This window comes from Sphingobium sp. MI1205 (genome assembly GCF_001563285.1).
In the GTDB taxonomy this organism is placed as follows: Bacteria; Pseudomonadota; Alphaproteobacteria; order Sphingomonadales; family Sphingomonadaceae; genus Sphingobium.
Genome location: NZ_CP005191.1, coordinates 1 through 15,551, shown reverse-complemented (window position 1 = coordinate 15,551; position 15,551 = coordinate 1). Strand labels below are relative to the sequence as shown.

Below are 15,551 nucleotides of genomic sequence, written 5' to 3'. Positions count from 1 at the left end.
GATAAATTCCCTGACCTATATATGATAATGTCCTTTATCATACACTCTTCCCCTTAGGCGCGCTGCATGGTAGAAAGGTGGCTAATTTTCTAGAAAGGCGGACCATGAGCCTCAATGTTAAAGACCCTGAAGCCCATCGGCTTGCGCAGGCCATCGCCCAAGCGACCGGCCAGAGCATGACCCGCGTGGTGACGGAGGCGCTGCGCGAGCGCTTCGCCAGGATCGAGCGTCAGAAAAGCAAGGCGAGCGTCGCGGAACTGCTAACGATCGCCGATCGCGCCGCCACGCATGTGAAGCGCCCCTATGTCGATCATGCCGAACTGTTTTATGACGATAATGGCCTGCCGAAATGATCCTCGACACCTCGGCCCTGGTCGCGATCCTCTATCGCGAACCCGAAGCGGCGACCTTCGCACAAGCCATCCATGATGCCGATGCCTGCCGCATCAGCGTCGCCAGCTATGTCGAGCTGTCGATGGTCATCGAACGCCAGCTCGGTCCCGAAGGGATGCGCCAGACCGAAGCCTTCTTTCGCCGCGCCGGCATCACGATCGAACCGGTGACGCTCGATCATGGCGAACTGGCGCGACAGGCGTTTCTCGATTTCGGCAAGGGCCGCCACAAAGCGGGCCTGAACTTTGGCGACTGCTTTTCCTATGCGCTGGCCAAGGCGACCGACGAGCCGCTGTTGTTCAAGGGCAATGATTTTGCCCTGACGGACATAGAGGCGGCGGCATAATGCGCGCGGTGCACGACAAGATCGAAGGCCCCTTCGCCATCGAGGAGAATATCGCCCTCTATGGCATGGTCGCTGGCGATGCGACGCTGCATCGGGGCATCCGTTTCATCCTCCACGGCACAATTACGGGCAACCTGACGATCGAGACCGGCGCGCGCGCAATCATCCATGGCACGGTGGCGGGACGCATCTACAACGAAGGCGGTCGCGTCGAGATCTTCGGGATCGCCGATGCCGTCGCCAACGGCTCGCGCGACGCCATCACGATCATCGATCCCGCCGCCCATGTCCGGGGCCGGCCATGACCCAGATCGGCGGTGTCCCCGACATGCACGACGAGGATGATTACCCGTATGACAATCCCGTGTCCCGCGCCCAGGCCGAGAGCTTGCGGGAGCAGGCCCGCGCGGGCGGGTTGCGGTTTGAGGCCTATCTGCCCCCGGCGCTGGCCGACTGGCTGTTGGAACCGATCGAGCGCGGCATGTTCGCCGATCCTTCGGAGGCGGTGTTCGCGATCGTCGGCAACTTCCGCGATCTGGAGCCGCATCGTGATCTGCGCGACGCGTTGCTGCGCCGGTTGTTGCAGGCGGCGGTCGATGATCCGAGGCCGGGCACTCCCCATGAACAGGTGCAAGCGGAGATGGCGCGCCGTCGCGTCGAACCGCGCGCCGCGCCCGCACGCTGGCGGAGAGAGGGGTAATGGCTCAGCTCGCCCCCCTTCCCTCGCCCACGCTGGCCTTGCCGGCGCTGATCGCGTCGGCCGACGACCGCGCGCGGTTGCGGTTCCTGGAGTTTTTCGCCGTCACCATCCGCAACGCGCATACGCGCCGCGCCTATGCGCGCGCGGCTGGCGACTTCCTGACCTGGGTAGCGGCGCGCGGGGTCACGTCCCTTGGGGCCGTGCAGCCGCTCCACGTCGGCGCGTGGATCGAGGCGCTGGGAGGCGAGATGAGCGCGCCCAGCGTCAAGCAGCAGCTCGCCGGCGTGCGTCGGCTGTTCGACTGGCTGGTGATAGGCCAGGTCATGCCGGTGAACCCCGCCGCATCGGTGCGCGGGCCGGCGCATAGTCAGCGGCGCGGCAAGACGCCGGTGCTGGCCCCCGACGAGGCGCGGCGGCTGCTTGATACGATCGACGTGGGTGGGCCGGCGGGTCTGCGCGACCGCGCGCTAATCGGGCTGATGGTCTATTCGTTCGCGCGGATCGGCGCGGCGCTCTCCATGCGTGTCGAGGACGTTTTCATGCAGAACCGCCGTCTCTGGGTGCGGCTGCACGAAAAGGGCGGCAAGCAGCACGAAATGCCCTGCCACCATAATCTTGAGGACTATCTGACCGCCTATATCGACGGGTGTGAGCTGCGCGCGCAAGCCAAGGGGCCGTTGTTCCGCACGATCGCGCGCGGGACCAAGCGGCTAAGCGACACTCCCCTGCCCCAGGCCAATGCGTTCGCGATGGTGCGCCGACGCGCGGTGGCGGCCGAGATCGGCACGGCGATCGGCAACCATTCGTTCCGCGCGACCGGGATTACCACTTACCTGAAGAACGGCGGCACGCTGGAGACGGCCGCGACGATGGCGAACCATAGCTCCACGCGCACGACCCAGCTCTACGATCGGAGGCCCGATGACGTGACGCTCGATGAGGTGGAACGGGTGTTGATCTAGTCACCTGGAACTGAAGTAAGCTTCATTGTATAAGCCCTTGTAGATCAGACGGAGGTTAATGTGATGGCGGGCAGACGGGCGGATTTGGTTGTCTTGAGCGGAGATGACCGGCGTTTTCTCGAAGCTCAGGTCCGCCGCCACAAAGCGCCGCGTTCACTCTCTGATCGATGCCGGATGGTCCTGCTTTGTGCAGAAGGGCTGCAGAGCAAGGAAGTCGCCGAACGCCTGGGCGTTCACGAGCACACGGTTGGCAAATGGCGCCGCCGGTTCGTGCAGGCTGGCATTGAAGGACTGACTGACGAATATCGTGCGGGTCGGCCACGAACAGTATCTGACACGCAAGTAGCTCAGGTGATCGAGCGTACGCTGAACACGACCCCCAAGGACGCCACGCATTGGTCGATCCGTTCCATGGCCGCCAAGTCCGGGCTGTCACACACCACCATCCGCCGGATCTGGGGCGCGTTCGGCCTGCAGCCGCACCGGTCCGAGACATTCAAGCTGTCCACCGATCCGCTATTTGTCGACAAGGTGCAGGACATAGTCGGGCTCTACATGTCGCCGCCGAACCGGGCGATCGTGCTGTGCGTGGATGAAAAATCGCAAATCCAGGCGCTGGATCGCGAGCAGCCGGTCTTGCCCATGGCGCCGGGGGTTCCTGAGCGGCGCACCCATACCTACGTCCGCAATGGCACGACATCCCTGTTCGCCGCGCTCGACATTGCCACCGGCGCCGTGATCGGGAAATGCTACAAGCGCCATCGGGCAACCGAGTTCCTCGACTTCCTCAAGCGGATCGACGCCGCGATCCCCAAGGGGCCAGACGTCCACCTCGTGATGGACAACTATGCGACCCACAAGACGCCAAAGATCAAGGCCTGGCTCGCACGCCGCCCGCATTGGCATGCTCACTTCACACCGACTTCGGCGTCCTGGATCAATCAGGTCGAACGATGGTTTGCAGAACTGACCCGCAAGCAGTTGCAGCGCGGTGTCCACCGATCAACCGCTGAACTTGAGACCGACATCACCGCATTCATCGCGGCGCACAACGAAAACCCCAAGCCCTACAAATGGGTCAAATCCGCCGACGAAATCCTCGCCGCCGTCAAACGATTCTGCCAAAAAACAATGAGCCGAACTTCAGATTCAGGTGACTAGCACTACTTTGGCAGTTTTTGTTCAGGCCTGTCTACGAGGAGCTTTTCACAATGGGGGCACCGAAGTGGCGGAGGCCTTATGAAGATGTTCAAGATCGCCTGTCGGATAGCTGGCATGCTCGGTTGTGGCGGCGGCCCCCCGACTCTTTTTTTTCCGCCCCGCTGCTTTGAGACGGCGGGCTTGAAGGAAAGCGTATGCGATCATTGTCATCAATGCATGTCGATGTAATCCAACCCAGGAGCGGCCTTCGAAATGATCGAGGCCCAGTTCTTCCTTGAGCTGCTGATGTGCTTGCTCGCAGATCCATCTCGCCTTGATCGTCGCGGCGAGCATTTTGAGGGTGGCGTCGGCAGGTAAATTTGAGACGTAGTTATAGCGCGACGATCTGGGTGAGAGGTCAGCGACTATCAGGATGAGAACAGATTGTCGCGGCGGGTTCATGGTGCCGGGTTAGATTGTCGCTGGCAAGGGCGATTCTTCGCTCTGATTGTCGCTGATCGACATTTTCTCGATGGATTTGATTGTCGCGTATTTTGGGGTCCTTCCAGCCCCTGTCTGTCGCTGGAGGGCGGCCCTGCGACGATAGCTCTCGACATTCATCTCGAAGATGGTGGCGTGATGAACGAGACGGTCGACGGCCGCGAGCGTCATGGCGGGATCCGGGAAGACCCGGTTCCATTCGCCGAAGGGCTGGTTGGCCGTGATGAGCATGGATCGGCGCTCATAGCGTGCGCTGATCAACTCGAAGAGCACGGAGGTTTCAGCCTGATCCTTGGCGACATAGGCGAGGTCGTCCAGGATGAGCAGGTGGTATTTGTCGAGCTTGGCGATGGCGGATTCGAGCGCCAGTTCGCGGCGCGCGAGCTGAAGCTTCTGGACCAGCTCGGACGTGCGGGTGAACAGCACGCGCCAACCATTCTGGACAAGTTGCAGGCCGATGGCTGCCGCCAAGTGGCTCTTTCCTCCGCCCGGCGGGCCGAACAGGATGAGATTGGCGCCCTTTTCCAGCCATCCGTCGCCCGAGGTCATGGCCGTGACCTGCGCCCGCGAGACCATCGGCACGGCGTCGAAGGCGAAGCTGTCGAGCGTTTTGCCCGGTGGTAATCGTGCGTCGCTCAGATGACGTTCGATCCTACGCCGGTCACGTTCGGCCATTTCATGCTCGGTAAGTGCAGCGAGCAGTCGGGTGGCGGGCCAGCCCTCCTTGTCGGCACGTTCGGTAAACTCGGGCCAGATCACCTTGATGGCAGGAAGCCTCAACTCGTTGAGGATGAAGCTCAGGCGCTGGGCATCGACGTTATGGGCCTTGGTCATGCGGCCTCTCCCAGCAGCAGGGCATCGTAGTCGGTCAGGGGGCCAAGCTCGACCACCACCTCGGGCAGCGCGGCCGGATCGGGCGAGAAGCGCGTTCGCAACGCGGCGATGTCAGGCAGCCGGCCTTCGTCAAGGTCCTGGGCGAGAAGATCGGCAAGCTCGGCCTCGCAGGCCCGTTCATGGGCCATGGACAGCAACTCGACCATCTTGCGGCAAGCGTCACGCTCGGACATGGCTTCGAGCAGCCGTTCGAACATGAGCCTGTACGCCTCGCGCGGGAACAACTGGTCGCGATAGGTCAGCTGCAGCAGGGCCATCGGCTTACGCCTGAGGCTATGGATCACGTGACGGTAATCCACCACATAGCCATGTTCGGTAGCGCTTTTCGGGCGACCGCGTGGCCGGGTCATGAGATAACTGCCGCCCAGGAACAGATCGAGCCGATCATCGTAGAGGCGCACACGCAGTCGATGCCCGATCAACCGTGACGGCACCTTCGTTGGTTGTGTGCGTCAAGTTCTGCAAATTGGCGGTCATGGTGCTGGTCATGCGGCTTTGCGTAGTTCGGTTTTCTTCTGCTCGCGCAGTTCGTCCATATTGAGGTAGCGGTTGGCTTCGAGCCAGTTTTCGTGGGTTTCGACGGCGAGTGCGCGGACCAGGCGCAGGCAGCTGGGGGCGTTGGGGAATATCCGCACGACATAGGTTCGCCGCCGGATTTCCTCATTGAAGCGTTCGAGCATGTTGGTGCTTTTCATGTGCTTGTGATGCCTGCGTGGCAGCCGGTAGAAGGAGAAGGTCTCCTCGATCGTCTCCTCGGCCCAGTCGGTGAGCCTGGGATATTTGGCGCTCCATCGGGCGAGCCACTGGGCGAGATCGGCGCGGGCCTCGGCGAGGTTGCGCCGGTCGTAGAGCCAGCGCAGTTCCTGCAGGCAGTCGTCGTCGGCCTTCCTTGGCAAGTGATCGAGCGCGTTCCTCAGGAAGTGCACGTAGCAGCGCTGGTATGCGGCGCCGGTCAGCACCTCGCGGATCGCCGCGCGCAGGCCGGCATGATCGTCGGCGACGACGAACTCGGTGCCATGCAGGCCCCGGTCACGCAGGCGCAGCAGGAAGTCCTTCCATGACGTGGCGCTCTCGCGATTGGCCATCTCCACGGCCAGTATCTGCCGCCTGCCGTCCCAGTCGATGCCGATCGCGATCAGCACCGCCTGGCTTCCAACCACGCCGCCTTCGCGCACTTTCTCGTAGCGGGCATCAAGGATCAGATAAGGGAACGGCTCGTCGAGGCGGCGCTGGGCAAAGGCCGCCAGGCTGCCATCGAGCTTCTTGTTGATCGCCGAGATCGTCGAGGCCGAGAAGGCATGGCCGCACAGCTCTTCGGTGATCGCCTTGACCTTGCGCGTCGAAACGCCCTGGACATACATCTCGGCCAGCGTCGCCACCAGCGCCTGCTCCGACCGCTGGTAGCGCTCGAACAGCTCGGTCGAGAAGCGCCCGGCACGGTCCTGCGGCACCCGCAGCTCCAGCTTGCCGACCCGCGTCACCAGCGTGCGCGGGTAATGCCCCGAACGGTAGCCGAGCCGCGCATCGCTGCGCTCGCTCTTGCCCGCGCCCAGCGCCTCGTCCATCTCGGCTTCCAGCATCGCCTGCATCACGCTGCGCACAATCTCGCGAAGCGCATCCGGCTCCTGCGCCAGCAACTCTTTGACAGCGGATACAGCAGGCTTAATCTCGGTCCTGGTCATGGCGGGTCTCCTCGGTGACGTTGAACATCACCAGCCTGCCATGACCGCCTCGCTCCTCAAGCGATTTTGCAGAACTTCACGCACACTACCCATTCGTTCCGATCAATCCACTAGGGAGGTATGGTGGCAAAAAACAATTCGGTCGCAAGAGTGCGGGGACCCCGCTCTGCGGCGCGGCGGCAGCATATATTGGCCACGACCCGCGATCTCTTCGTCAAACGCGGATTCCATCAGACCGGGATGGCCCAAATCGCCAGTTCATCCGGCATCGCGGTGGGGCAGATCTATCGGGACTTTGCCAACAAGGAGGCGATCATTGCCGCCATCTGCGAAGCCGACCTTGCTGAATGGCTCGAGGAAGAGACGCTGGAGACGGCGGTCGCGGTGGGGGATCGCGAAGGTATCCTCGCCTGGATCGAGCGAATCGCCATCGATGAGCCATCGCATGAAAATCGCCGCATGATGTGCGAATTCGTGGCCACAGTGGGGTGTAACCCGATCATCGCCGAGATCAATCGCAAGGCGGATGTCCGGCTGCGCACCAGCCTGGGAGCGGCGCTGGCCTCTTTGGCGCCGGGCGCATCTCCACAGGACAGATCAACGGTGGTGGACTTCATCATCACCATGTCCTGGGGAATGGTAGCGGGGGCCGAGCTGTTTCCTTACCGAGACCACAAAATCTTGCGCCACTACATGGCGTCGCTGTTCCGCCGGGAACTCGCCGCAATGTGCAATTGAGGACCTGCTCAGTGCGCGCGGACCAAGGCTGGCGCAGCTCGATTGGCATTTTGGTGAGCTGAAGGTCCCCGGGCACTGGACAATTGTTCAGCATCATATCATCTTCTCATTACAGGCCGAGGAATACGGTCGCTCCAGAGGATACCGGAAAGATGATGAACAACGATAATGTGGCCCCCGGCGACAAGGCAATGATCCTGTTGCAAAGCCTGATCTGCTATTTGCGAGAAAAGAACGTCCTGTCGCGCGCCGACATCGAGGAACTGCGAAATCGCGTGGAGGCCCGGATGGCTACACCGGACAGCGGTCTGTCCTGCGCCACCGCGCTGGTCGCCGCCGCCGTGAACGAGATGCGGGAACTGGATGACTATTGCGGCAAGAAGTATGGTGGCAAGCACCGGCGTCAGGTGAACTGAGGCGTCCATCGCTGCATCGCAGGATTGTTTTAAAGCTCTCTCCTATGGGCCACGTCTCGACCCGCACGGCGGGGAAACGCGATCAGCAGCGCGGCGCTCTGCCGGGTGCGGGTATAGGTGACGTGATACTGCGGGGTCGGCTTCGGGCAAGCTCGCGGTAACCTGGCGCGTCTGTTCGTGGCCTCGATCGTCGCCAGATCGTGACAGGGCATGCCGGCATTGCCGGTGCTTTCGCCGTGGCGGATGAATATGGCCTTCATGGCTTCCCCTTCATTGCTGGCGAGCGCTATCCAAGCGATATACAAAAGATAGCCAAACAGTAGCGCTTCGCTTGCTTTTCTTGTGTTCGCCAGGAAGCGGCAGGCTATTCGAACAGTTCCGAATGCGTGCCGGCGCGCACGAAGTTCACCAGATTTCCCTCGATCGTGTAGATGAGCAGGAAGTCGCCGCCGATATGGCACTCGCGATGATCGCTCCAATCGCCTTTGAGGGCGTGGTCCAGCCATTCCGGGCCAAGCGGCGCGTCGTTGGCGATGAGGAGCATCATCGCTTCCTTGAGCTGCTTCATGTTGTAGCGCCCGCTGCGCGACAACCGCTCCCAATCCTTCGCGAACCGCTTTTCATAAGACGCCTCTCGGGGGAGCGAGGCGCGCTTACTGCTGGCGGGCTTCTTGGTCGAGGGCATCAAAGACTTCCTGAGGATCGGTGAAACGGGCGCGGCGGGCCTTCATCGTGGCGCGAGAGGCTTCGATGGCTGCCCGTGTTTCGGCGTTCGGCACTTTCAGCTCGAACGGCAAGGCATGATCCTTCGCGACCCGGGTGAGCGTCATGCGGACCACATCGGATACGGTCAGCCCCAGTTCGGCCAGGACGGCGGCGGCTTCATCCTTCAATGTTTCGTCGATGCGCGCACGCACGAAAGCGGTAGCGGCCATAAGAACCTCCTGTGATCCGTGTTCGATGTAGCTCAACTGAGCTACAATTACAACCATTGTGCGCCTGCCGCTTGCGCGGCACCGTGGCTCTAGTCGCTGCGCTCCCCAAGCCCGCACGCGGTCTTGGCCATTCGGTGACGATCCACATGGCGGGCGAGATCGCGTGCGCGGATCTCGGGGACAAGGTGCCGGCGCTGGCCGGCATGTCGTTTGTTCAGTGGGGAGAGGACGTTCCGCCCCCCCTCTCCCCAGCAACGGGAATAGACGGGCCGTGGCTCGCTCGGCTGGGCCTCGCTGCGCCCGCTCCACCCCGTCGATTCCCGCTGCCCCCCTCTCTCGCCGGCGTTCTTGGGCGTCCGTGTTCCGGCCGATGGCATGGCCATCGCCGGACAGGCGATCTGAAGGGAATAGAGACGATGACCCACGACAACCGGGAAAGCTGGCTCAATCGGGTGGCGGCGGGCATGGCCCCGCTCTTTGAGGCGCTGGAAGCTCCCCTGCCCGACCGGGTGCGCGTGGCGATCGGCTTCACCAGCGCGGGAGCCAAGGGCAAGGCGATCGGCGAGTGCTGGGATAACCGGCTGAGCGCGGACGGCCATTTTGAAATCTTCATCCGTCCGGACCTTGCCCATGCGCCCGACGCCATGCCGGCACAGATCGCGGCCATCCTCGCGCATGAACTGGTCCATGCCGCTGTCGGCATCCCGGCAGGGGGCTCTGTTGCAAAGATTGGCGGCAGTCAGAGGTAGGCTGTCGCTCTGCGCCGATCAGGCGGCTGCTGCGAAATGGTGGTTGAGCATGCCCATGGCCTCCGTCAGCGCCGAGGGCCCAATGCCAAAAGCTCTCTCCACAAGGCGCACCTCGCCCCTGATGCCGGGCTGCAGGCACCAGGGGCGAGCCTGTCCTTTGCGCAGGGCTCGCATGACTTCGAATCCCTTGATCGTGGCATAGGCCGTGGGGATCGATTTGAAACCGCGCACCGGCTTGATCAGTATCTTGAGCTTTCCGTGATCGGCCTCGATCACGTTATTGAGATACTTCACCTGCCGGTGGGCCGTCTCCCGGTCCAGCTTTCCTTCGCGCTTCAATTCGGTGATCGCTGCACCATAGCTCGGCGCTTTGTCGGTATTGAGCGTGGCAGGCTTTTCCCAGTGCTTCAGGCCTCGCAGGGCCTTGCCCAGGAACCGCTTCGCTGCCTTGGCGCTGCGGGTCGGCGACAGGTAGAAATCGATCGTGTCGCCCCGCTTGTCGACTGCCCGGTACAGGTAGGTCCACTTGCCCCGCACCTTGACGTAGGTTTCATCCAGGCGCCAGCTCGGATCAAAGCCACGCCGCCAGAACCAGCGCAGCCGCTTCTCCATCTCCGGGGCGTAGCACTGGACCCAGCGATAGATCGTCGTATGGTCGACCGAAATGCCGCGTTCCGCCAGCATTTCCTCAAGGTCGCGATAGCTGATCGGATAGCGACAATACCAGCGCACCGCCCACAGGATCACATCACCCTGGAAATGGCGCCACTTGAAATCCGTCATCGTTCCGTCCGTCCAATCTCCGCCAAGCATGCTCAAGCTTCACGATTTTTGCAACAGAGCCGGCGAACGGATCGCCGCTCGCCATACCGTTCGCCGGCGGCCTGCTACTCGGTCGCTTCCAGGCCGAACCAAAGATCGACAATTCAGGCGGCCATGTGACCTTCAACAAATATTGTATGCGGAATCACACCGTCTTTTACCCCACCCCGACGAATTTCGTTGTGCGAACCTACGTCAATCCGAAGCTGTTGAGGCCGGAACAGCATGAGATCGTGCGCGAGATGGAGGCATGGCTTGCGGCGCACCAGGCCGAAGCCGAGGCGGCCGTCATGCAATATCACCGGCTTGAAGATAACGACCAGGGCGAGTTTCTGGACTCCGCGAGCTGGGCGACGCTGCAAGCAGATTTTCAGGCTTTGTGGCCCCGGCTTTCCGCGCAGTTTTAGGCCGTGCCGGCCAGCGCCGGCGCACAGGACCAGCGGCCACCTTCCCAATGAAATCCTACCCGCTGCGCGTTGGCGATCGCGGGCGGCTCGCCCTTGCGCCAGAACGCCCGCATCTTGGCCCGTTCGTCCAGATGGGCGTCAGCGACGATCGCGCGCGCGGCCTGGATGAACTGCCCATGCCCGAACACATAGACCAGCGATGCAGCCGGCATGGCGGCGAGCCGCGCCAGCGCGGCCTCGCAGCGCCGTAGCAGGGTGGCGAAGCTCTCCGCCCCTTCCCCGTCGCAATAATCAGGATCGGCCGCGCTCCAATAGCGTTCGAGGTGCGGCATCCGCTCCGCGCTGCGCGTGCCGTTCCAGCGCGCCGGTTGCAGATAGGTGAACTCTTCGATCGGCCACACTTCGACCGGCACGCCGGGAAAGCGCGCGATCGTCGGCGCGGCCGTCTGCCGGGTGCGCGTATAGGGCGACGTGACGATGAGCGCGGGCGCTTGCGTCCAGCTCGCCGCGACTTCGCGCGCCTGTTCCTGGCCCAGCTCCGTCAGCTCGATCGCGCCGAGATCATCGCAGGGCACGCCGGCGTTGCCGGTGCTTTGGCCGTGGCGGATGAAAATCGCCCTCATAGCCGGTTGTCCCGGAGCCGATCGGGCGTCCAGCCTTCGGGCAATTCGTCGCCGGGTTCGGGAGGCCGATCGGGCACCTTGGCCAAGATGCGGTCAAGACCATCCAATGTGGAGCCTTTGGAACGCCGCCTGAAAAACTCCGCAGCCGTTTCCCCTTTGCGCGGCCGATCAATCGCCATCATGCAAATCCGTCATAAGCGCATCGACGCTGGGGAAGCGTGCCCCCTTCCCCGCTTCCAGTTCCTCGATCGCCGCGCGCGTCGCGGCTTGGCCGGTCAGCTCGGCCGTCGCCGCCATTTCGGCCTCGAACTGCGCCTTGCGCGCCTCATACTGGGCGCGGCGCTCTGGACTCCAATCCTTCATGCGATCAGCCACAAGATCGCGAAACGGGCGATGGCCTGCCATTTTGCCCGTCGCTCAGGCCGCTTCTTTCAGCGTCAACTCGACGTGCAGATGGGCCGACGCTGCAATGTTGACGAGCGCATCCAGGGAGAACTTGGCCAGCTTGCCGCGCAGCAGATCATTGGTCCGGGGCCGTGTCAGCCCAAGCCGCTTGCCCGCTTCGTCCTGTGAGACATTCCAGCCCTGCACCACCTTGCGGATTTCATACAGCAAGGACGAGCGCAGTTTCAGGTTCGCGGCCTCCTGCTCGGTATCAGCGAGCGCGTCCCACACGTTCTCATAGATTTCCGATGTCATTGCTCCGCCTTCCATCGTTTCAACCTTTGCGCCGCGAGTTCGAGGTCTTTCTTTGCCGTTGCCTGCGTCTTTTTCTGGAACGCATGAAGCACCAGAACCCGGTCTTCCAACGTCGCCAGATAGATCACCCGGAACGCGCCCGACGCTTCCCGGATGCGAATTTCCCGAACGCCTTGCCCCACGGTTTTCATGGGCTTCCAGTCGTCGGGATCGTCGCCGCGTTGGACAAGCTCAAGCTGCCAACCGGCATCTGTTCGCGCATCTTCGGGGAAGGCGCGAACATCGGCCTTGCTACTTCCCAACCACTCTACCGGCTTCATGAGGCTGGGTGTATCAAAACGGAGACATTAATTCAAGCTCCTTCGCCTTGGGCGTTCGGAGGCTGGGATTTGCGCCTGCCGCTGCGCGGCACCGTGGCCCTACTCGCTGCGCTCCCCAAGCCCGCAAGCGGTCTTGGCCCAAGGTGACGACCCACATGGCGGGGGCGAGATCGCAAGCGGATCTCGCTAGCCAAGGTGCCGGCGTTCGCCGGCGCGTCGTCTGCCTTGTGGGGGAAAGCCGGTCCCGGCCTTCTCTCCCCCGCAACGGGATTAGACGGGGCCGTGCCTCGCTGCGCTGCGGCCGCTCCACCCCCATCGAATCCCGCTGCCCCCCTCTCCCGCCGGCGTTCTTGGGCGTCCGTGTTCCGGCCGATGGCATGGCCATCGCCGGACAGGCGATTTGAAGGGAGTAAGGACGATGACCCACCAAACCCGTGAAAGCTGGCTCAATGCGGTGGCGCAGGGCATGGCTCCGCTGTTCGAGGCGCTGGACGCCCCCCTGCCCGACCGCGTGCGCGTGGCGATCGGCTTCACCAGCAGAGGCGCGAAGGCCAAGGCGATCGGCGAGTGCTGGGATAATCGCTTGAGCGCGGACGGCCATTTTGAAATCTTCATCCGGCCCGACCTGGCGCACGCGCCCGACGCCATGCCGGCGCAGATCGCGGCCATCCTCGCGCATGAGCTGGTCCATGCCGCAGTCGGCATCCCGGCAGGGCATGGGAAGGCGTTTAAACGGGCCGCCCTTGGGCTGGGCCTAGTCGGGCCGATGCGCGCCACCACCCCCGGCGAGGCGTTCCTTGCGGCCATCGCGCCGATCTTGGAGAGCGTCGGCCCCCTCCCCCATGCCCGCCTTGATACGGATGGAGAGTCGACCGCGCCCAAGAAGCAGAAAACCCGGATGCTCAAATGCGAGTGCGCGACGTGCGGCTATACCGTCAGGACCGCGCGCAAATGGTTGGAGCTGGCCGGAGCGCCGCTTTGCCCGATCGAGGATCACGGCCAGATGCAGCATGAGCCGCTGGACGATGACGAGGCCGAGCCGGAGGAATGATGCGCCGCGCTTTCGTCAGTTCAGATTCAGCGCCGCCCTATCGTCATTTCAGCGACGATAGGGCTTTCCCTCTCGGTTCACCGCGTATACAAGTATAGGACTATACGTGTAGGAGTGTAGCATGAAGGTTCTCGCCATTCTCTCACAGAAAGGGGGCGTCGGGAAAACGACGCTCGCCACCTGTCTGGCGGTCGCGGCCGAGCAGGCCGGCAAGGTCGCTGCGATCATCGACCTGGACCCGCAGGCGACGGCCTCGTTCTGGAAAGACGTGCGCCAGCTCGACACGCCCGCCGTGGCGTCGATTCAGCCGGTGCGCCTGCCCGCCATGCTCAAAGCCTGCGAGGATGCCGGCACCGATCTTGTCGTGATCGACGGGGCGGCGGTCGCGCGCGACGTGGCCTATGAGGCAGCGCGCCAAGCCGATTTCATCCTGATCCCGACCAAGACGGCCGTATTCGACACCATGAGCATGACGCACACGCTCGACGTTGTGCGCCAGCTCGACCGCGCCTTTGCCGTGGTCCTTACCTTCGTGCCCCCACAAGGTCAGGAAACCGGCGATGCGATTCAGGCCGTGGCGGAGCTGGGCGCGACGGTTTGCCCGGTGACGATCGGCAACCGCAAAGCCTTTTTCCGCGCCCAAGCCGCAGGCCAGGCCGTGCAGGAGTTCGAGCCGCACGGACCAGCGGCCGACGAAATCCACCGGCTATACGAGTATACAACTATACGCCTATACAATGAAGCGGAGGCGGCGTGATGGCGAAGGGCGGAAACAGTCTGCAAGCGGTGCTGAACCGCGCCAAGGCGGACGGAGACGCGGCCCCGGCACCAGCGCCGGCGATCGAGCCGGTAGACGTGTCCCGCAAGGCCCCGCCGAGCGGCCGACAGGGGACCAAGTTGATTGGCGGGCATTTCCCCCCGGAGGTCAGCACACAGCTTCGTATTATCGCGGCCGAGGAAGGGACGACCGTTCAAAGCCTGCTAGGCGAGGCGCTGGACGACCTGTTCGTGAAGAAGGGGAGGGGGCGCATCACCAGCTAGTATAGGTGTATAGCTGTATACGCCTATACTAGCGCAAGGGGGCGGTCTTGTGCTTGTTGCGGCAGAAGCCGATGAAGGCGGCGCGGGGGCTTTTCAGTTCCGGCCGTCCGCTGTCGATCCACCATGACACCCATTGGTCATAGAGCGCATACACGTCATAGCCAGGCGCAACGCTCTTGGCGTCGTGGAAGCCTTCGGGGTCGATATAGGGCCGTTCGGGTTCCGCCTCGATCGCCTCGACCGTATCCAGCGCCTCGCGATTGCGGAACGTGACCGTATCGCCGTTCATTTCCACGGCATAGTCGGGCAGATGATCGTGCGCGACGAGATCGCGCAGCATCGAGCGGAACACGCGCAGATGGCTACTCGCGCCAGTCTTTTTCTGTAGCGTTTCGACCGAGATCGACCATTTTTCCTGCGCGCCGCAATGCTTGCGCGCCAGCTCGTAGATGCGCCGTTCGAGCGGCTTGCGGAGACGGAAATAGTCGCGGTGCAGCGTCAGGACACTGCGCCCCTCGACCATCTTGAACAGCCAATCGGAGAGCGTGACCTTGATTTCCGACATTTGGCCGGAGCGGGTTTGCCGCACGATCCGCCATTCGTTGATGAGGCCGAACCCTTCGGTGATTTCCTCGCCATCGGCCTTGATGTTCGTGGTGATCCGCGTCCCCGACAGGCGCTCGAACGCGCTCCGCAGTCGGTCATAGCCGTCGCCATCGGTTTGCCGGTTGGTCCACACTAGCAGATCGCGCGCCGTGAGGTGCAAGGTGCGGCTCGGCCGCTCGCCCTGGTTCATCTTCCCGATGAGCTGGGAGATGCAGTAGATCAGAATATCCTTGTCGTGGATCGTCGCCAGCCCTTTGACGCTGGGGACGATTTCGAGCTTGTTGCCGTTATGCTCGTAGCGGAACACGCGCCGATCGGGCTTGGTCGCGAGCGAGAAAATCGGATGCTCCATCGAGGCCATGTCATCCTTGGGGATGGCGTCGAGAACATCGCAAATGAACAGATCGGGATCGGGATAGCGAACCGGCAACAGGGGAGGGCGACCCTCCGCGCCGTTCGGGGTTTCGTTGACGGCAAGCGGAAGTTCGGGGTTTCGTTGACGGTCAGGCTCGATTCGGGGTTTCAT

General features: G+C 62.9%; 23 protein-coding genes and 4 pseudogenes. 13 read left to right on the top strand and 14 right to left on the bottom strand.

Annotated features, from left to right (window positions below):
- Nucleotides 1-104: 104 nt before the first annotated feature.
- The 6 genes from K663_RS20770 to K663_RS20745 all read left to right on the top strand — a co-directional run bounded on the left by K663_RS20770 (nucleotide 105) and on the right by K663_RS20745 (nucleotide 3,562).
- Nucleotides 105-353, top strand: a complete 249-nt coding sequence (locus K663_RS20770; protein ID WP_007682496.1) for a type II toxin-antitoxin system VapB family antitoxin — start codon at nucleotides 105-107, stop codon at nucleotides 351-353.
- Entirely contained in the window at nucleotides 350-739 is a 390-nt protein-coding gene (locus tag K663_RS20765) for a type II toxin-antitoxin system VapC family toxin (RefSeq protein WP_007682494.1), read from the top strand. Before K663_RS20770 ends, K663_RS20765 begins: the two co-directional genes overlap by 4 nt.
- Complete coding sequence (locus K663_RS20760; RefSeq protein WP_007682492.1) at nucleotides 739-1,044, top strand: hypothetical protein; 306 nt, start codon at nucleotides 739-741, stop codon at nucleotides 1,042-1,044. The genes K663_RS20765 and K663_RS20760 overlap by 1 nt, the downstream gene beginning before the upstream one ends.
- Complete coding sequence (locus tag K663_RS20755; protein ID WP_007682491.1) at nucleotides 1,041-1,439, top strand: hypothetical protein; 399 nt, start codon at nucleotides 1,041-1,043, stop codon at nucleotides 1,437-1,439. The genes K663_RS20760 and K663_RS20755 overlap by 4 nt, the downstream gene beginning before the upstream one ends.
- Nucleotides 1,439-2,401 carry a tyrosine-type recombinase/integrase gene (locus tag K663_RS20750; RefSeq protein WP_007682488.1) on the top strand — a complete coding sequence of 321 codons (963 nt, stop codon included), beginning with the start codon at nucleotides 1,439-1,441 and terminating at the stop codon, nucleotides 2,399-2,401. The genes K663_RS20755 and K663_RS20750 overlap by 1 nt, the downstream gene beginning before the upstream one ends.
- A 63-nt stretch (nucleotides 2,402-2,464) precedes the next feature.
- On the top strand, nucleotides 2,465-3,562 hold the full coding sequence (locus K663_RS20745) for an IS630 family transposase (protein WP_007683624.1): 1,098 nt from the start codon (nucleotides 2,465-2,467) through the stop codon (nucleotides 3,560-3,562).
- A 45-nt stretch (nucleotides 3,563-3,607) separates the two neighbouring features.
- Here K663_RS20745 and K663_RS20740 read toward each other — a convergent pair.
- From K663_RS20740 to K663_RS20725, 4 genes and pseudogenes are all read right to left on the bottom strand, one after another.
- Nucleotides 3,608-3,931 (bottom strand): annotated as a pseudogene (locus K663_RS20740) (transposase); the annotation flags it as partial.
- An 81-nt stretch (nucleotides 3,932-4,012) separates the two neighbouring features.
- A complete protein-coding gene (gene istB / locus K663_RS20735) occupies nucleotides 4,013-4,876 on the bottom strand; it encodes an IS21-like element helper ATPase IstB (protein ID WP_004211466.1) in 864 nt (287 codons plus the stop codon).
- Nucleotides 4,873-5,370, bottom strand: a pseudogene (locus K663_RS20730) (IS21 family transposase); the annotation flags it as partial. The pseudogene K663_RS20730 and the gene istB, both read right to left, overlap by 4 nt.
- A 51-nt stretch (nucleotides 5,371-5,421) precedes the next feature.
- Nucleotides 5,422-6,618 (bottom strand): IS256 family transposase, encoded by a 1,197-nt coding sequence (locus tag K663_RS20725; RefSeq protein WP_007684572.1) that lies wholly within the window; start codon nucleotides 6,616-6,618, stop codon nucleotides 5,422-5,424.
- A 189-nt stretch (nucleotides 6,619-6,807) separates the two neighbouring features.
- Between K663_RS20725 and K663_RS20720 the strand changes: the two genes are divergently transcribed.
- Both K663_RS20720 and K663_RS20715 read left to right on the top strand, forming a co-directional pair.
- Entirely contained in the window at nucleotides 6,808-7,356 is a 549-nt protein-coding gene (locus tag K663_RS20720) for a TetR/AcrR family transcriptional regulator (RefSeq protein ID WP_007684564.1), read from the top strand.
- 152 nt (nucleotides 7,357-7,508) lie between these two features.
- A complete protein-coding gene (locus tag K663_RS20715; RefSeq protein ID WP_007684562.1) occupies nucleotides 7,509-7,772 on the top strand; it encodes a hypothetical protein in 264 nt (87 codons plus the stop codon).
- Nucleotides 7,773-7,809: 37 nt separating this feature from the next.
- Here the strand turns inward: K663_RS20715 and K663_RS23570 are convergent.
- From K663_RS23570 to K663_RS20705, 3 genes and pseudogenes are all read right to left on the bottom strand, one after another.
- Nucleotides 7,810-8,032, bottom strand: a pseudogene (locus tag K663_RS23570) (histidine phosphatase family protein); the annotation flags it as partial.
- Nucleotides 8,033-8,136: 104 nt separating this feature from the next.
- Complete coding sequence (locus K663_RS20710; RefSeq protein ID WP_021246202.1) at nucleotides 8,137-8,457, bottom strand: type II toxin-antitoxin system YafQ family toxin; 321 nt, start codon at nucleotides 8,455-8,457, stop codon at nucleotides 8,137-8,139.
- Nucleotides 8,426-8,707: a type II toxin-antitoxin system RelB/DinJ family antitoxin gene (locus K663_RS20705; protein ID WP_007684554.1), complete on the bottom strand. Its 282-nt coding sequence runs from the start codon at nucleotides 8,705-8,707 to the stop codon at nucleotides 8,426-8,428. Before K663_RS20705 ends, K663_RS20710 begins: the two co-directional genes overlap by 32 nt.
- Nucleotides 8,708-9,123: 416 nt before the next feature.
- On the opposite strand from K663_RS20705, the pseudogene K663_RS20700 reads away from it, so the two are divergent.
- Nucleotides 9,124-9,420: pseudogene (locus K663_RS20700) on the top strand (transcription elongation protein SprT); the annotation flags it as partial.
- 54 nt (nucleotides 9,421-9,474) lie between these two features.
- Here K663_RS20700 and K663_RS20695 read toward each other — a convergent pair.
- Nucleotides 9,475-10,239, bottom strand: coding sequence for an IS6-like element IS6100 family transposase (locus K663_RS20695; protein WP_001389365.1), 765 nt, complete (start codon nucleotides 10,237-10,239; stop codon nucleotides 9,475-9,477).
- Nucleotides 10,240-10,415: 176 nt separating this feature from the next.
- Between K663_RS20695 and K663_RS20690 the strand changes: the two genes are divergently transcribed.
- Nucleotides 10,416-10,685: a hypothetical protein gene (locus K663_RS20690; protein WP_020818093.1), complete on the top strand. Its 270-nt coding sequence runs from the start codon at nucleotides 10,416-10,418 to the stop codon at nucleotides 10,683-10,685.
- On the opposite strand, the gene K663_RS20685 is transcribed toward K663_RS20690, so the two are convergent.
- Genes K663_RS20685 through K663_RS20665 form a run of 5 tightly spaced genes read right to left on the bottom strand, consistent with a single transcriptional unit; the run spans nucleotide 10,682 to nucleotide 12,327 of the window.
- Nucleotides 10,682-11,308, bottom strand: coding sequence for a histidine phosphatase family protein (locus K663_RS20685; RefSeq protein ID WP_013038661.1), 627 nt, complete (start codon nucleotides 11,306-11,308; stop codon nucleotides 10,682-10,684). The two genes, K663_RS20690 and K663_RS20685, sit on opposite strands and share 4 nt — an antisense overlap.
- Nucleotides 11,305-11,490, bottom strand: coding sequence for a hypothetical protein (locus tag K663_RS20680; RefSeq protein ID WP_020818094.1), 186 nt, complete (start codon nucleotides 11,488-11,490; stop codon nucleotides 11,305-11,307). Before K663_RS20680 ends, K663_RS20685 begins: the two co-directional genes overlap by 4 nt.
- The gene (locus K663_RS20675; protein ID WP_013038659.1) at nucleotides 11,477-11,713 is read right to left on the bottom strand and encodes a hypothetical protein; all 237 of its coding nucleotides are present in this window, start codon (nucleotides 11,711-11,713) and stop codon (nucleotides 11,477-11,479) included. Before K663_RS20675 ends, K663_RS20680 begins: the two co-directional genes overlap by 14 nt.
- Nucleotides 11,714-11,725: 12 nt before the next feature.
- A complete protein-coding gene (locus K663_RS20670; protein ID WP_013038658.1) occupies nucleotides 11,726-12,007 on the bottom strand; it encodes a helix-turn-helix domain-containing protein in 282 nt (93 codons plus the stop codon).
- Complete coding sequence (locus K663_RS20665; protein WP_013038657.1) at nucleotides 12,004-12,327, bottom strand: type II toxin-antitoxin system RelE/ParE family toxin; 324 nt, start codon at nucleotides 12,325-12,327, stop codon at nucleotides 12,004-12,006. The genes K663_RS20670 and K663_RS20665 overlap by 4 nt, the downstream gene beginning before the upstream one ends.
- A 418-nt stretch (nucleotides 12,328-12,745) precedes the next feature.
- On the opposite strand from K663_RS20665, the gene K663_RS20660 reads away from it, so the two are divergent.
- The 3 genes from K663_RS20660 (at nucleotide 12,746) to K663_RS20650 (ending at nucleotide 14,419) form a co-directional block, all read left to right on the top strand.
- On the top strand, nucleotides 12,746-13,378 hold the full coding sequence (locus K663_RS20660; RefSeq protein WP_013038655.1) for a transcription elongation protein SprT: 633 nt from the start codon (nucleotides 12,746-12,748) through the stop codon (nucleotides 13,376-13,378).
- A gap of 121 nt (nucleotides 13,379-13,499) precedes the next feature.
- Nucleotides 13,500-14,135 carry a nucleotide-binding protein gene (locus K663_RS20655; RefSeq protein ID WP_004213364.1) on the top strand — a complete coding sequence of 212 codons (636 nt, stop codon included), beginning with the start codon at nucleotides 13,500-13,502 and terminating at the stop codon, nucleotides 14,133-14,135.
- Nucleotides 14,135-14,419 (top strand): ribbon-helix-helix domain-containing protein, encoded by a 285-nt coding sequence (locus K663_RS20650; protein WP_013038654.1) that lies wholly within the window; start codon nucleotides 14,135-14,137, stop codon nucleotides 14,417-14,419. Before K663_RS20655 ends, K663_RS20650 begins: the two co-directional genes overlap by 1 nt.
- Before the next feature lie 28 nt (nucleotides 14,420-14,447).
- Here K663_RS20650 and K663_RS20645 read toward each other — a convergent pair whose 3' ends face one another.
- Nucleotides 14,448-15,551 (bottom strand): replication initiator protein A, encoded by a 1,104-nt coding sequence (locus K663_RS20645; protein ID WP_004213366.1) that lies wholly within the window; start codon nucleotides 15,549-15,551, stop codon nucleotides 14,448-14,450.

Coding starts and splice junctions, on each gene's coding strand:
- K663_RS20715 (WP_007684562.1), top strand. CDS start 7,509: ATGATGAACAACGATAATGTGGCCCCCGGCGACAAGGCAATGATCCTG.
- K663_RS20670 (WP_013038658.1), bottom strand. CDS start 12,007: ATGACATCGGAAATCTATGAGAACGTGTGGGACGCGCTCGCTGATACC.
- K663_RS20655 (WP_004213364.1), top strand. CDS start 13,500: ATGAAGGTTCTCGCCATTCTCTCACAGAAAGGGGGCGTCGGGAAAACG.
- K663_RS20695 (WP_001389365.1), bottom strand. CDS start 10,239: ATGACGGATTTCAAGTGGCGCCATTTCCAGGGTGATGTGATCCTGTGG.
- istB (WP_004211466.1), bottom strand. CDS start 4,876: ATGACCAAGGCCCATAACGTCGATGCCCAGCGCCTGAGCTTCATCCTC.
- K663_RS20760 (WP_007682492.1), top strand. CDS start 739: ATGCGCGCGGTGCACGACAAGATCGAAGGCCCCTTCGCCATCGAGGAG.
- K663_RS20755 (WP_007682491.1), top strand. CDS start 1,041: ATGACCCAGATCGGCGGTGTCCCCGACATGCACGACGAGGATGATTAC.
- K663_RS20710 (WP_021246202.1), bottom strand. CDS start 8,457: ATGCCCTCGACCAAGAAGCCCGCCAGCAGTAAGCGCGCCTCGCTCCCC.
- K663_RS20660 (WP_013038655.1), top strand. CDS start 12,746: ATGACCCACCAAACCCGTGAAAGCTGGCTCAATGCGGTGGCGCAGGGC.
- K663_RS20675 (WP_013038659.1), bottom strand. CDS start 11,713: ATGGCAGGCCATCGCCCGTTTCGCGATCTTGTGGCTGATCGCATGAAG.
- K663_RS20725 (WP_007684572.1), bottom strand. CDS start 6,618: ATGACCAGGACCGAGATTAAGCCTGCTGTATCCGCTGTCAAAGAGTTG.
- K663_RS20645 (WP_004213366.1), bottom strand. CDS start 15,551: ATGAAACCCCGAATCGAGCCTGACCGTCAACGAAACCCCGAACTTCCG.
- K663_RS20770 (WP_007682496.1), top strand. CDS start 105: ATGAGCCTCAATGTTAAAGACCCTGAAGCCCATCGGCTTGCGCAGGCC.
- K663_RS20705 (WP_007684554.1), bottom strand. CDS start 8,707: ATGGCCGCTACCGCTTTCGTGCGTGCGCGCATCGACGAAACATTGAAG.
- K663_RS20685 (WP_013038661.1), bottom strand. CDS start 11,308: ATGAGGGCGATTTTCATCCGCCACGGCCAAAGCACCGGCAACGCCGGC.
- K663_RS20650 (WP_013038654.1), top strand. CDS start 14,135: ATGGCGAAGGGCGGAAACAGTCTGCAAGCGGTGCTGAACCGCGCCAAG.
- K663_RS20765 (WP_007682494.1), top strand. CDS start 350: ATGATCCTCGACACCTCGGCCCTGGTCGCGATCCTCTATCGCGAACCC.
- K663_RS20750 (WP_007682488.1), top strand. CDS start 1,439: ATGGCTCAGCTCGCCCCCCTTCCCTCGCCCACGCTGGCCTTGCCGGCG.
- K663_RS20680 (WP_020818094.1), bottom strand. CDS start 11,490: ATGATGGCGATTGATCGGCCGCGCAAAGGGGAAACGGCTGCGGAGTTT.
- K663_RS20665 (WP_013038657.1), bottom strand. CDS start 12,327: ATGAAGCCGGTAGAGTGGTTGGGAAGTAGCAAGGCCGATGTTCGCGCC.
- K663_RS20690 (WP_020818093.1), top strand. CDS start 10,416: ATGCGGAATCACACCGTCTTTTACCCCACCCCGACGAATTTCGTTGTG.
- K663_RS20745 (WP_007683624.1), top strand. CDS start 2,465: ATGGCGGGCAGACGGGCGGATTTGGTTGTCTTGAGCGGAGATGACCGG.